This window comes from Alkalimonas cellulosilytica (assembly GCF_036325985.1).
GTDB classification, from domain to species: Bacteria; Pseudomonadota; Gammaproteobacteria; order Enterobacterales; family Alteromonadaceae; genus Alkalimonas; species Alkalimonas cellulosilytica.
This window is the reverse complement of record NZ_JAUHLI010000004.1, coordinates 66,216-79,195: the sequence shown is the minus strand read 5'-3', so window position 1 is coordinate 79,195 and position 12,980 is coordinate 66,216. Positions and strand designations below refer to the sequence as shown.

Annotated in this window: 11 protein-coding genes; 6 read left to right on the top strand and 5 right to left on the bottom strand. The window is 54.9% G+C overall.

Annotation, left to right across the window (positions count from 1 at the left end; genetic code table 11):
* Nucleotides 1-73 precede the first annotated feature (73 nt).
* Complete coding sequence (locus QWY20_RS04960) at nt 74-2,074, bottom strand: TonB-dependent receptor family protein (protein WP_407935400.1); 2,001 nt, start codon at nt 2,072-2,074, stop codon at nt 74-76.
* A 310-nt stretch (nt 2,075-2,384) separates the two neighbouring features.
* On the bottom strand, nt 2,385-3,086 hold the full coding sequence (locus tag QWY20_RS04955) for a 2OG-Fe(II) oxygenase (protein WP_330127929.1): 702 nt from the start codon (nt 3,084-3,086) through the stop codon (nt 2,385-2,387).
* Nucleotides 3,087-3,100: 14 nt separating this feature from the next.
* Here QWY20_RS04955 and QWY20_RS04950 point away from each other — a divergent pair, with 14 nt between their 5' ends.
* Nucleotides 3,101-3,490, top strand: coding sequence for an acyl-CoA thioesterase (locus tag QWY20_RS04950; protein WP_330127928.1), 390 nt, complete (start codon nt 3,101-3,103; stop codon nt 3,488-3,490).
* Nucleotides 3,491-3,493: 3 nt separating this feature from the next.
* Here QWY20_RS04950 and QWY20_RS04945 read toward each other — a convergent pair whose 3' ends face one another.
* From QWY20_RS04945 to QWY20_RS04935, 3 genes are all read right to left on the bottom strand, one after another.
* Complete coding sequence (locus QWY20_RS04945; RefSeq protein WP_330127927.1) at nt 3,494-3,877, bottom strand: hypothetical protein; 384 nt, start codon at nt 3,875-3,877, stop codon at nt 3,494-3,496.
* Between the two features lie 94 nt (nt 3,878-3,971).
* The gene (dauA, locus tag QWY20_RS04940) at nt 3,972-5,717 is read right to left on the bottom strand and encodes a C4-dicarboxylic acid transporter DauA (RefSeq protein ID WP_330127926.1); all 1,746 of its coding nucleotides are present in this window, start codon (nt 5,715-5,717) and stop codon (nt 3,972-3,974) included.
* A 124-nt stretch (nt 5,718-5,841) separates the two neighbouring features.
* A complete protein-coding gene (locus tag QWY20_RS04935) occupies nt 5,842-6,630 on the bottom strand; it encodes a class I SAM-dependent methyltransferase (protein ID WP_330127925.1) in 789 nt (262 codons plus the stop codon).
* Between the two features lie 180 nt (nt 6,631-6,810).
* Between QWY20_RS04935 and ggt the strand changes: the two genes are divergently transcribed.
* From ggt to QWY20_RS04910, 5 genes are all read left to right on the top strand, one after another.
* Nucleotides 6,811-8,544 carry a gamma-glutamyltransferase gene (ggt, locus tag QWY20_RS04930; protein WP_330127924.1) on the top strand — a complete coding sequence of 578 codons (1,734 nt, stop codon included), beginning with the start codon at nt 6,811-6,813 and terminating at the stop codon, nt 8,542-8,544.
* Between the two features lie 86 nt (nt 8,545-8,630).
* Complete coding sequence (locus tag QWY20_RS04925; protein WP_330127923.1) at nt 8,631-9,668, top strand: histone deacetylase family protein; 1,038 nt, start codon at nt 8,631-8,633, stop codon at nt 9,666-9,668.
* Between the two features lie 236 nt (nt 9,669-9,904).
* On the top strand, nt 9,905-12,163 hold the full coding sequence (locus QWY20_RS04920) for an arginine/lysine/ornithine decarboxylase (RefSeq protein ID WP_330127922.1): 2,259 nt from the start codon (nt 9,905-9,907) through the stop codon (nt 12,161-12,163).
* Nucleotides 12,164-12,329: 166 nt separating this feature from the next.
* Nucleotides 12,330-12,569, top strand: a complete 240-nt coding sequence (locus QWY20_RS04915) for a type II toxin-antitoxin system ParD family antitoxin (RefSeq protein ID WP_330127921.1) — start codon at nt 12,330-12,332, stop codon at nt 12,567-12,569.
* Nucleotides 12,569-12,868: a type II toxin-antitoxin system RelE/ParE family toxin gene (locus tag QWY20_RS04910; protein WP_330127920.1), complete on the top strand. Its 300-nt coding sequence runs from the start codon at nt 12,569-12,571 to the stop codon at nt 12,866-12,868. The genes QWY20_RS04915 and QWY20_RS04910 overlap by 1 nt, the downstream gene beginning before the upstream one ends.
* Nucleotides 12,869-12,980: the final 112 nt, after the last annotated feature.

Sequence of the window (12,980 nt, the reverse complement as noted above, 5' to 3'; positions counted from 1 at the left end):
TAAAAAACCCGACGCAAAGGCCGGGTTCTGGGCAGAGCATCTGCCGGGTCCGAAAGAACCCGGCGGGACGCGATTAGAAGCGGTAACGGAAACCTACTTCGAAGGAGCGCTCCGGGCCAACATAGATGCCCTGACGCAAACCTGCGATGTACTGCTTGTCGGTCAGGTTCTTCACCGCACCAAACAGGGTAAACTCGCTGGAGACACTGTATTGCGCTGTCAGATCCAACACGGTATAAGCTGGCAGCAAGCCGCCCCAGATCCCGCCACCAGCGCCTGTTGGTAGCGCGACCTGATTGCTCGGGTCGCCGTATTGCTCGCCCCGGTGGTGGGCGGTCAGGGCTGCTTTTAGCTTGTCAGCACTGTAATTCAAACCAATATTGGCCATAAATTTCGGCGCATACGGCAGACGATTGCCCTGATGATCACCGGTCTTGAACTTCGAGGTGGGGATCCAGGTAGCATTGGTATCCAGGCTAAAGCCGGCACCAAAGTCATAGGCCAGCGCCAACTCCATACCGCGGTGCTCGGTTTTACCGGCATTCGACTGCGACAGGTTTGGATCGCTGTTGCCTGTCACCACCTGATTGCTAAAGTCCATGGCAAACGCGGCCACTTCATAGCTCAGAGCCCCTTCACTGCCTCGGATACCGATTTCATAGTTGGTAGCCCGCTCCCCATCCAGCTTTTGGTCGGTCAGACCATCCAGTGCCACGCCATTGGAGGCCGGTGAAAACGCCCGGTACACACCACCGTACAGCTGAGCCGAAGGTGTTAGTTCAAAGGTCGCACCTACCCCTGGTAAGAACTCGGTATTGCTGGTTTTGGCAGAGGCATTGTCCTGAGTCAGCACCACCCGTTTTTGCTCGTAGCTCTCTACCCGCAGACCTGGTGTCACTGCCAGCCGATCACTCAACTCAATCCGGCTTTGCACATAACCAGCAATGCTATCGGCTGAGTCAACAATATGGCGATCATTCAGGCCGGTACGATCGGCCGCCCGGGTGGTGCGAATGCGGGTATCATCCGACTCCTCTCGCATCAGCCGAAGGCCAAACTCAGTATCTGCACTGATGTCACCCAGGGTATGCGCCAGACTTAAACGCGTCTCAATGCCAAAGCGCTCCCAGCTGCGGTTGTTACCGGTTAAATCATCGGTGTACACCCAACGACCCGCTGCATTAGACGCTGCAGTATCGACGTTGTAACGCCAGTAATCACGGGTAATGTCACTCCAGTACACCAGCGTTTTCAAGGTGGCACTGTCGTTGATGGCCCACTCATGATTTAGATCAAAGGCTTTGCGATCGGTCAGGTACCAGTCATCCGGTGCCGGGTTGTAGCGCTCACCGGCCAGGTAATCGTTCAGCAGCAAACCACGGTAAGAGATATTGGCGTCATTTTCATGGTAGGAAAACTTCACACCAATGCGCTGGTTATCACCAATGGCGGTGCCGGCTTTCACCATCACATCGCTCATCTCGTAGCCTTTGTCCATAAAGCCATCGCTTTTGGCATGAGTGGCCACCACACCGGCATAGCCATCACCTGAAGCATTCTTGCCACCGGCTTCGATGCTGGCTTCTCGCATATTGAACGAGCCAATACGGCCAGAAAGCTGCACCCCATCATCCGGCGTTTTGGTGATGTAGTTGACCACGCCACCAATGGTGGATGGGCCATAACGCAACGAAGCGGAGCCTTTTAAGATCTCCGCACCGTCCATGCGCTGAATGCGTGGGTTGAAGTAGCGGTCATTGCCGATGAACAGGCCAGGAGCTACCGGCACACCGTCTTCCAACACCAGCGACTTGGACTCGCTGGCAGATAAACCGCGCAAACCGAAGTTTCCGACAATGGAGGTTTCTTCTTCGCCCTTAATGTTGATGCCTGGGACCCGGCGCAGCACATCTTCCGTCGACAGTGGCTGAATCGCATCAATCTGTTCGCGGCTAATAACCACCACGGTGCCTGTTTCAAGATGCGCATGGCTGAGCTGATTGCCTTTCACCCGGATCACTTCAATACGCGGACCAGCAGAGCCCAGAGCGCCATCATCGTCGGCCGCACCCATCGCTTCGCCCGCCAGTGCAGTAAGTGGCAGAACGGTGATGGCCATAGCCATGGCTAATTTATTGAGCGTAAAATCGTTGACTCCCGACATGGTAAAACCCCTTAAGCAGATATGATTTGTCGTCAGCGTGAGGCAGCCAGCCGTCAGCGCTGTTGTTGTTCTGATTGGGGCAGGATCTTAATTGCTAATGATAATGATTGTCAATTGAATTGTGATATTGTTTTACTTTAGAGTTTAATCTACTACCCGCGGTAGTCACTGTATAACCACAGCAACACGAACTGCTCAGGAAAATAAGTACGCCCCAGGCTTAACCCGGAGCGCCATACAGTTGCTCTGCCCGCTGAAACAATATCCAGCTGGTCAGAATGTACTTATCATGGGATACCGGAATGCAGCCCCGGTGGGTATGGGTGAAATAGGCCGGCGCGATCACCATGCGGCCGGTTTTGGGTTGAATACTTTTGTTTTGATAAAAAAATTCAGTCTGGCCGCCTTCATCAACATCGTTCAGATAGAACATAAACAGCAGCGCCCGGTGCAGTGCTTCGTTGTGAGGTTGTTGCGGGTAGACTTCCGAATGCCAGTAGTTGTAGTTGCCTTTGCCGGCATCGTATTTCTGCATTTGCACCGCCCCAATGCGAAACAGCGCCCGCATGTAATCGGCCACCTTGTCGCTGGCAAGCTCGGTAAAGTTATCGTGGGTTAAGGCCACCGGCTGGCCGCTTTGTGGGTGGCGAATGGTCAGCGCAATCGGGCCAATCAGCGCAAAATGATGTTTGCGAAAATACTGCTCGGCGCACCGGGCGGTGGCTTCGATGATGGTATTGAGTTGCTGCTGGTAGGCAGCATGCTCATTTAAATACAGATCGGTGCTTATTTTTTTGCTGGGATCCACCCCGCCGCCGGTACGGCCGGGTTGGCGGTGGCTGCTTTGCTCAAAGTCGGCAATCAGCTGTTGGCAAAAAGCCGGGCTTAGCGCATCATCGTACACCTCGATAAAATCAGTCATGGGTCTCTCTTGGTATGTTTACAGAAGTTATACAACCGCGTTTTTCAGAAACGGATGCCTTAGGTCATATTAACAATACCGTGGTCGCGGTCTGGTTTGAAGCCTGCCGTACGCCTATTTTTCAGATTTTTACCCCAGAGCTGGATCTAAAGCGCTGGCCGTTGATCGTCGCCAGCATCGCGGTGGATTTTAAAGCCCAGCTGCATTATGGCAATGAGGTGGAAGTGCGTAGCTGGATCAGTCGGATTGGTAACAGCTCTTTTGAGGTCACCCAGCAAGCCTGGCAGCACGGCCACTGCTGCGCCGAAGGCAAAGCCGCTCTGGTGCATTTTGACTACGAACTGCAAAAAGCCAAAGCGCTCAGCCCAGCGCTGAAAGCTGCCCTGGAGCAGCATACGCTCTAGCACTTAGCCAGGGCAACGCCCCTCAAAACGCACCACCATGCTGGCCTGGCGGATCGGCGGAAACACCGAGACAGTGCCGGAGGCTTTTAGCATGCCATCTTCCACCCAGCGTTTTAGTTCAGGGGCATCAGCACTGTCTTCAGGGCCGCGATGCACCCACTGGGCGTTGTCGTAAGTGACCGACAATGCGTGCATACCCGGCCAGCGTTGCAGCATCAGCGTGACGCTTTGCCCATCTGCCAGCGTGCCCCGTGCACCAGCTGTTTCCGGATCCCCAGCACAGCTGGTCACTTCCACCGGGTAGGCTTCACCGTCCAGCCACAGTGTGCCGGTACCGGCTGACATGGCAGAAGTGCTTAGTAGTAAGGCCATCGCGGGAAAAAACATAAAACCTCCTTGTGGTGAGTTTGGCTACTTCCTGATACGTTTGCAGCCATAACCATAGCACAAGGGCTGCCAAACTGTGTTCAATTCGCTTTGTTCAACTCAAAGCAGCGGGAGCAGTCTCCCGCGCATACAGCTGCTCCAGCGCTTCGCGCAAGGTCGGGTAAAAGGTAAGGATACCGGGCTCGGGCTGTACGCCTGCTTTGGCCAGAGTTTTGAGTGGCTGAAACTGCAGATCGGCGATTAGCAGCTCTACCTGCTGTTTGCGGCACTGCGCCCTGAGTTTTTCCAGTGCCGCCAGACCGCCGGCATCCAGCAGCGGCACTCCATCCATATACAGTAGCAGGCCGCGCTGCTGCGCGCTTAGTAAACCAATTTCAGCAAAAATACGATCGGCGGCGGCAAAAAACAGCGGGCCACTGATTTTTAGTACCTTCCAGCCTGCTGGTAATGGTTTTTCCACCTGCTTGCGGTTTTTGGAGATATCGGTCACTTTGGTCATGGCAGCGATATCTTTCATAAACAGCAAGGTTGCCAGCAAGATGCCAGCGGTAATGGCGATGACCATATCCAGGATCACCGTCAGCAGCAGGCACACCAGAAACACCAGCACATCGCTGCGTGGCGCGGTTTTTAATAAATGCACCGCTTTTGGCGCTTCGCTCATGCCCCAGGCCACCATCACCAGCAAAGCTGCCAGCGCCGCCATCGGAATATAGGCTAATAAAGGGGTGAGCAGCAAAAGTGCCAGCAACACCACCAGGGCATGCACCATGCCGGCAACGGGCGACTGCGCCCCGGCATTGAAATTGGCTGAAGAGCGTGCCAGCGCTGCCGTTGCGGTAATACCGCCAAAGAATGGCGTAATGATGTTGCCAAGCCCCTGCCCCAGCAATTCGCTGTTGGCACTGTGCCGCCGGCCACTGGCATTGTCCAGCACCACGGCGCACAGCAACGACTCAATCGCTCCCAGCATGGCAATGGCAAAAGCGGCCGCCAGCAAATCCTTCGCCAGTTGCCAGCTAAAACTAAGCGCCACCCCATCCGGGCCTGGCCGGTTCCAGGGCCAGTCAAAGTACGGCAAGTAGGGTGGCACACCGGCGGCCAGGCTGCCATCGCTGGTCAGATAACTAAAACGGGAAGAGACTGTCGCCAGATCAGCGCCTAAATGCAGCAACAGCATGCCCAGCAAGGTGCCTACCAACAGCGCCGGTAAATGCGGCGGAACCGGCGTTTTCAAACGCCGCCAGCCAATCATCACCAGCAAGGTGGTGCTGGCCACCAGCACACTGGCCCAGCCTGCTTGCGGCATGGTCTGCACCAACAGCCAGATCTTATCGGCGAAATGTTCTGGCAGGGCGTCGAGCGGCAAACCAAAGAAGTCTTTGAGCTGTAAAATCACAATCACGATGGCAATGCCAGAGGTAAAACCCAGGGTGACGGATTCAGGAATGTACTCAATCAATCGGCCAAGCCGAAACAATGCCATAGCCACCAGCATCACTCCGGCCAGCACCGAGGCCAGCAATAAGCCACTAAGGCCATACTTCAGAGCTATCGGATAGAGGATCACCACAAAGGCCGCGGTTGGGCCCGAGATGCTAAAGCGCGAACCACCGGTCAGCGCAATCACAAAACCAGCAATAATGGCGGTGTACAGGCCATACTGCGGCGGCACCCCCGAGGCAATGGCCAGCGCCATCGCCAGTGGAATGGCAATAATGCCCACCGTCACACCGGCCAGCAGATCTTTCATCAGCTTGCGCCGGTTGTAGCCCTCGGCCAGGCTTTCACGCAGAGCATGGCAAATGCGCAAGGAAAATAAATGGGCCCGGTGCGACATCTCACCATCCCTATGCTAACCAGAGGATTTTACTCAGTATAACGCCAGCTCAGACCAGTGCATATTGGCCATTAGTCGGAAAAATGAGCGGTTTTTACAACGGGATGAGCCTGGCTCCCCCCTGCTAAGCCGGCACAGTTGCAGCAATCACATAATCATGGCCACTGGCCAGAACGCCATGCTCTGCCAGTAGGGCTTCACCGCGCTGTTGCAGCACATCGGTATGCTGCAGCATGGCATCGGTCAGGGCCTGATTGCCAAAGCGCTGGGCGCGCTGGCGGCACATGCCCAGCTGGCTATGCAGAAAACGCTCGCCGTAGCGGATGCCAAAATGCTTGCAGCTGTGCACCTGATAGCCGCTGCGCTCCAACTGGCGTAAGGTCCAGTCGGCCGGGTATTCGCGGTAAGGCCGCTCCTGCGCCAGCAGCAGGCAGGCATCGCGCAGCCGTCCAAGTTCGGTGACAAATTGATCGACGTCGTTGTTGCGGTAAAGTGGCACATAAGGCTCCAGCGCGGTGATGTACAAACGCCCGCCTGGTTTTAAGTGCTGGCGAATGCGCGGCAGCACCTGATCCTGCCAATAAGGCGCAAAGCCATCGATGGCGCCGATAAAGTAATCCAGCAAGATGGTATCGAACTGCTCACCGGCCAGCAGCTGCTCGTCCATCCAGTTGCCCACCACCAGCCGATCGTCTGGCCGCATGGCGGTCGGGTAGTTTTGCACACTTTGCCGGGCCATGGCTTCGGAGGCGGTAATGGCGGTCCAGCGCTCAGTTTTTAACGTGCTAATCCATTGCAGCGAGTTGACGCCGGTACCAGCATCCAGCAGATGCCCCCAGGGTGCATCGCCCTGCAGTTGCTGAATATAGCGAAATAAAGCGGAGATTTTTACCGGCTGACTGGTGCTGCTCACGGACAGGCTTCCTTTTGTTCATCACATCGTTGTTGTTATAGTATCACACTGTCAAGCCAGCGAAACACGCTGCAGTCGCTGCTTTTAACTCTGCCAGCGGTTCACTGGTCGCCTGCCGGCTGGCAATGGTTGCGCTTCTGGGTTAGTTTTTAACCACACCGACCCAGACGAGTTTTACCCATGAAAGCTTCAACCTCTGTTGTTTCCGCCTTTGCCGTTTCAGCCCTAGGCTTGCTGTGCTGCACCGCCCTGGCTTATGATCGTATCACCGGCCACGACTTTACCAGCCGCTCGGAAGTCATCGCCCAGCATGCGATGGCTGCCACCAGCCACCCGCTGGCCACTCAGGTGGCGCTGGATATTATGAAACAAGGCGGCAATGCCATTGATGCGGCCATTGCAGCCAACGCCGCCATTGGCCTGATGGAGCCCACCGGCAACGGCATTGGCGGCGATCTTTATGCCATCGTCTGGGATGCCAAAACCGAACGTTTGTATGGCCTGAATGGCTCGGGTCGCTCCCCGCTAGGCTTAAGCTACGATCAGGTGGCGGCCGAGCTGGAACGGATGGGGCGCACTGATTTACCGCCGCATGGCATGCTGCCCATCAGCGTGCCCGGTGCCATTGATGGCTGGTTTGAATTGCATCAGAAATTTGGCCAGTTGCCGATGGCCACCATTCTGCAGCCCAGCATCGACTATGCCGAGCAAGGCTTTCCGGTCACCGAGCTGATTGCTTACTACTGGAACCGCAGTGTACCGCTGTTAAGCCCGCAGCCAGGCGATTTTGTGGGTACCTTTACCATCGATGGCCAGGCCCCCCGCAAGGGTCAGATTTTTAAAAACCCGGCGCTGGGGGCCACTTACCGCGCGTTAGCCACCGATGGCCGCGATGCCTTTTACCGCGGCGAACTGACCCGTGTGATGGATCGCTTTATGCGTGAAAACGGCGGTTATCTGCGCTATGAAGACTTTGATCAACACACTTCGACCTGGGTTGAGCCGGTATCGGTCGATTACAAAGGCTATGAGCTGTGGGAGCTGCCGCCCAATGGCCAGGGCATTGCCGCCCTGCAAATGCTGCAAATTCTGAAAAACTTCGATCTGGCTGCGATGGGCTTTAACAGCGCCGACAGCATTCATACCATGGTGGAAGCGAAAAAACTGGCTTTTGAAGACAGGGCCAAGTTCTATGCCGACAGCGATTTCAGCCAGCAACCCATTGCCGGGCTGATTTCCGAAGCTTACGGCCGTGAGCGTGCCAAGCTGATTGGTGAGCGGGCCGCCCAACGGGTCGATGCCGGCAACCCGCATCTGTACGAAGGCGACACCATCTACCTGACCACGGCAGATAAAGACGGCAATATGGTATCGCTGATTCAAAGCAACTACCGCGGTATGGGCTCCGGGGTGGTGGTACCAGGGCTTGGCTTTGTGTTTCAGGACCGTGGCCAAATGTTCTCGATGGATAAAAACCACGCCAATGTCTATGAGCCTGGTAAACGCCCCTTTAATACCATTATCCCGGCCTTTATTACCAAAGGCGGTAAGCCGCTCATCAGCTACGGCGTAATGGGCGGTGCCATGCAGCCGCAGGGCCATGTGCAGATTCTGGTGAACATCGTCGATTACGGCATGAACCTGCAAGAGGCCGGCGATGCCGCCCGCTGGCAGCATTTAGGCAGCACCGAGCCAACCGATGGTCAGGCCATGTATCTGAAAAATGGTGGCTACATCGAAGTGGAGCGTGGTGTGCCTTACAGCACAGTACGTGAGCTGATGCAGCGTGGCCATCAGGTGCGTTACGGCCTGGGCGGCTTTGGTGGTTACCAGGCCATTATGCGCGATCATACCAACGGCGTGTACCTTGGGGCTTCTGAGTCCCGCAAAGACGGTCAGGCCGCCGGCTATTAACGACGGCAAGCGCAGCAAAACACATTTGCCCCTGACCCCTGTGTGCAGGGGCTGTTCGCTACTTAACGACAGGTCAATACAGTTTTATGAAGGTGATTTACTCCGACAAACATCAGGCGCATCAGGGCGGCATGGAGCTGCACCGCGGTGAGCTGGTGCCCTGCTATGAAATGCCATCCCGGGCTCAGTTTATGCTGGATGCGCTGCGTCAGGCGGGCTTTCCCATCCTGCCACCGCGTGATTTTGCGCCAGAGCAGCTGGAGCGGGTGCACAGCGCCGATTATCTGCAGTTTCTGCGCACCGCCTACAGCCAGTGGCAAGCTGCCGGAAAAAGCGGCTTTATGCTGCCAAGCGCCTTCCCGGCGCGAGGCCAGCGCCAGGATAAGATCCCAACCGGCATTCATGCCAAACTGGGCTATTACAGCTACGATGCCAGCACCCCGATGGTGGCAGGCACCTGGCAGGCGGTGGAAGCCGGTGCCCATTGCGCTTTAACCGCTGCCGCTTTGGTGGCCGAAGGTGAGCAGAGCGCCTATGCCTTATGCCGGCCGCCGGGCCATCATGCCGGTTACGCCACCTTTGGCGGCTATTGTTTTTTGAACAATGCAGCGTTGGCGGCGCAATACCTGCGCGATCAGGGCAAGCGCAAAGTGGTGGTGCTGGATGTGGACTACCATCATGGCAATGGCACCCAGGATATTTTCTGGCAGCGCGATGATGTGCTGACCATCTCGATTCACGGCGATCCAGCCACCGAGTACCCGTTTTTCTTAGGCTATGCCGATGAACACGGCGAAGGCGCCGGCCTTGGGTATTGCCATAACTTCCCGCTCCCCGCCGGCACCGATTGGCCGACCTATCAGCAAGTGCTGCTCAAAGCGCTGCAGCTGATCAAGGACTTCAACCCCGATGCGATGGTGGTCTCCTTAGGGGTAGATACCTTTGAAGACGATCCCATCAGTGCCTTTAAACTAAAAGCCGGGCATTACCCGCTGCTGGGGGCCCATATTGCCAGCCTGGGCTTGCCCACGGTCTTTATTCAGGAAGGCGGTTATGCAGTGGCGGAAGTGGGGCAAAATGTGGCAGCGGTGCTACAGGGTTTTGAGCAAACGGCACCGTTGTAGCGGTGCGTACTGGATTGTGACCAGCAACACAGAGCCGGCTCTGGTTGCCGCCGGGCGTACCGGATGAATTATTTTTGCAAAGCATTGCAGTCAGGTACGCCAATACAGGTAAAATGCCGGGCAGGGAAACCTCTTATAGCCCGCGCAAAAGCACACGGAAACGGTCTTGCAACACGTCAAGCCTGAGCGTTTGATAAAGGCCCGGCAAACAACCGCTTACAACGAAGGATGAACCGATGAAATTCCGTTTTCCAGTTATTGTTATCGATGAAGATTTTCGCTCCGAGAATATCTCTGGCTCAGGCATCCGTGATTTAGCCGAGGCCATCGGCAGCCACGGTTTTGAAGTAGTGGGGTATACCAGCTATGTGGATTTAACCGCCTTTGCCCAGCAAGCCAGCCGTGCCTCCTGTTTTATTTTGTCGATTGACGATGAAGAGTTTGGCAGCGGCACCGATGCCGAAGTCAGTGCCGCTCTGGCCGAGCTTAGGGCCTTTGTGCAAGAAGTGCGCAAACGCAATGCCGATATCCCAATCTTTTTATACGGCGAAACCCGCACCAGCCGGCATATTTCGAACGATATTCTGCGCGAGCTGCACGGCTTTATTCATATGTTTGAAGACACGCCGGAGTTTGTCGCCCGCCATATTATCCGCGAAGCAAAAAAGTACCTGGATGCGTTAGCACCGCCGTTTTTTAATGCGCTGATGGATTATGCCGAGGACTCGTCCTACTCCTGGCATTGCCCGGGGCACTCGGGCGGCGTCGCCTTTTTGAAAAGCCCGGTCGGCCAGATGTTTCATCAGTTCTTTGGCGAGAACATGCTACGGGCCGATGTCTGTAACTCGGTCGATGAGTTAGGCCAGCTGCTGGATCACACCGGGCCGGTGGCGCAAAGTGAGCAAAATGCCGCCCGTATTTTTAACGCCGATCATTTGTTTTTTGTCACCAACGGCACCTCGACCTCGAATAAAATGGTCTGGCACTCGGTGGTGGCGCCCGGCGACATCGTGGTGGTGGACCGCAACTGCCATAAGTCGATTTTGCACTCGATCATTATGACCGGCGCCATCCCGGTATTTTTAATGCCAACCCGCAACCACTACGGCATTATTGGCCCTATTCCGAAAAGCGAGTTTTCGCCCGAGTCCATCGCGAAAAAGATTGAAGCCAACCCCTTTGCCCGCAACGCCAAAAACAAAAAGCCGCGCATTTTAACCATTACCCAAAGTACCTACGACGGTATTTTGTACAATGTGGAAGAAATTAAGCAGCAGCTGGGCTCCACCATCGATACGCTGCATTTTGATGAAGCCTGGTTGCCGCATGCCAGCTTCCATGGCTTTTACCACAATATGCATGCCATTGGGAAAGACCGGCCGCGCTCTGAAGAAACCCTGGTCTTCGCCACCCAGTCGACCCATAAATTGCTGGCCGGCTTATCGCAGGCGTCGCAAATTCTGGTGCAAAATGCCCAGCACCGCAGCCTCGATACCCACCGTTTTAACGAGTCCTATTTAATGCACAGCTCAACCAGCCCGCAATACGCCATTATTGCCAGCTGCGATGTGGCGGCGGCGATGATGGAAGCACCGGGCGGTACCGCACTGGTGGAAGAAAGCTTGCTCGAAGCCATTGATTTTCGTCGGGCCATGCGCAAGGTGGATGCGGAATTTGGTGATGATGACTGGTGGTTTACCGTCTGGGGCCCGGAGCATTTACCGGAAGAAGGCATTGGCGAGCGTGATAACTGGATGCTGCATGCCACGGATAGCTGGCATGGCTTTGGGGATATTGTTTCTGGCTTTAATATGCTGGATCCAATCAAAGCCACCATTATTACCCCGGGCCTCACGCTGCAGGGCCAGTTTGACCAGCAAGGCATACCCGCCACTATTGTGAGTAAGTACCTGGCTGAGCACGGTATTATTATTGAGAAAACCGGCCTCTATTCGTTCTTTATTATGTTTACCATTGGCATTACCAAGGGCCGCTGGAACTCGATGGTGACCGAGTTGCAGCAGTTTAAAGACGATTACGATCAAAACCTGCCGATGTGGCGGGTGATGCCGGAGTTTGTGGCGAAAAACCCGCAGTATGAGCGCGTTGGCCTGCGCGATCTGTGTCAGCAAATTCATAATATTTACCGGCAGTTTGATGTGGCCAAAGTCACGACCGAGATGTATCTGTCGAATATTGAAACGGCGATGACCCCGGCGGATGCCTGGGCCAAGATGGCGCACCGGGAAATTGAGCGGGTGTCTATTGATGCTATCGAAGGCCGTGTCACCGCGATGCTGGTCACCCCTTACCCACCGGGTATCCCGCTGATGGTACCAGGCGAGCGCTTTAATAAAACCATTCTCAAGTACCTTCAGTTTACCCGCGCCTTTAACGGCCAGTTCCCGGGCTTTGAGACCGATGTGCATGGTCTGGTCCGGGAGACGGTAGAAGGTGAGGTGAGGTACTTTATTGATGTGGTGAAAGAGTCCTAGTGACAAGACAGCGCTGCAACCACTGCAGCGCTGCCGGGTTTCAAGCAGGCGGCACCGCATTTGCTGTGCTTGATGAGGTTTATCGGTAAAACAGCGGTTATGCGCCTTGCACTTAAAGTTATTCGATACCATAATTAGGTACTTTTTGGTATTTAGGAGTCTGCTCATGGCTAAAAACACCAGCATCACGCTTGGCGATCACTTCGAAAGCTTTATTGCCAGCCAGATTGACAGTGGGCGTTACGGCTCCGCCAGTGAAGTGATTCGCTCGGCGCTGCGCTTACTCGAAAACCAGGAAGCCAAACTGCAGTCACTGCGACAACTTCTGCTCGAAGGGGAACAAAGTGGTGATGCCGATTATGATCTCAATAGCTTGATCAGTGAACTCGATAGTGAACACGCTTGATGAAGCCATTTGTGCTCACTGCTGCAGCGAAAACCGATTTACGGGATGTTGCTTTATTTACTCAGCGCCGTTGGGGCAAAGATCAGCGAAATATTTATTTAAAACAATTCGATGATTCATTTTGGCTCTTAGCTGAAAACCCCGACATCGGTAAGTCATGCGATGAAATCCTACCAGGCTACCGAAAATTTCCTCAAGGTAGCCACCTGATCTTTTATAAGCAAACAGGCAGCCAGCAAATAAGGATCATCCGTATTCTTCATAAGAGCATGGATGTTCACCCGATATTTGGCGCTTAGCGCTGAGAACAACAACACCTGGGCATAGACTAACCTACTGATGCAAAAACAGACCATTAAGCTCATAAATTTTGTTTTGACCCCTGATTTTTAACCAGAGGCACTGTGCAGC

What these genes read in the sequence shown, in the direction of transcription:
- QWY20_RS04960 (WP_407935400.1), bottom strand. Translation starts at nt 2,074, where the DNA reads ATGGGTGCGGCCGACGATGATGGCGCTCTGGGCTCTGCTGGTCCGCGT.
- QWY20_RS04955 (WP_330127929.1), bottom strand. Translation starts at nt 3,086, where the DNA reads ATGACTGATTTTATCGAGGTGTACGATGATGCGCTAAGCCCGGCTTTT.
- QWY20_RS04950 (WP_330127928.1), top strand. Translation starts at nt 3,101, where the DNA reads ATGTTTACAGAAGTTATACAACCGCGTTTTTCAGAAACGGATGCCTTA.
- QWY20_RS04945 (WP_330127927.1), bottom strand. Translation starts at nt 3,877, where the DNA reads ATGTTTTTTCCCGCGATGGCCTTACTACTAAGCACTTCTGCCATGTCA.
- dauA (WP_330127926.1), bottom strand. Translation starts at nt 5,717, where the DNA reads ATGTCGCACCGGGCCCATTTATTTTCCTTGCGCATTTGCCATGCTCTG.
- ggt (WP_330127924.1), top strand. Translation starts at nt 6,811, where the DNA reads ATGAAAGCTTCAACCTCTGTTGTTTCCGCCTTTGCCGTTTCAGCCCTA.
- QWY20_RS04925 (WP_330127923.1), top strand. Translation starts at nt 8,631, where the DNA reads ATGAAGGTGATTTACTCCGACAAACATCAGGCGCATCAGGGCGGCATG.
- QWY20_RS04920 (WP_330127922.1), top strand. Translation starts at nt 9,905, where the DNA reads ATGAAATTCCGTTTTCCAGTTATTGTTATCGATGAAGATTTTCGCTCC.
- QWY20_RS04915 (WP_330127921.1), top strand. Translation starts at nt 12,330, where the DNA reads ATGGCTAAAAACACCAGCATCACGCTTGGCGATCACTTCGAAAGCTTT.
- QWY20_RS04910 (WP_330127920.1), top strand. Translation starts at nt 12,569, where the DNA reads ATGAAGCCATTTGTGCTCACTGCTGCAGCGAAAACCGATTTACGGGAT.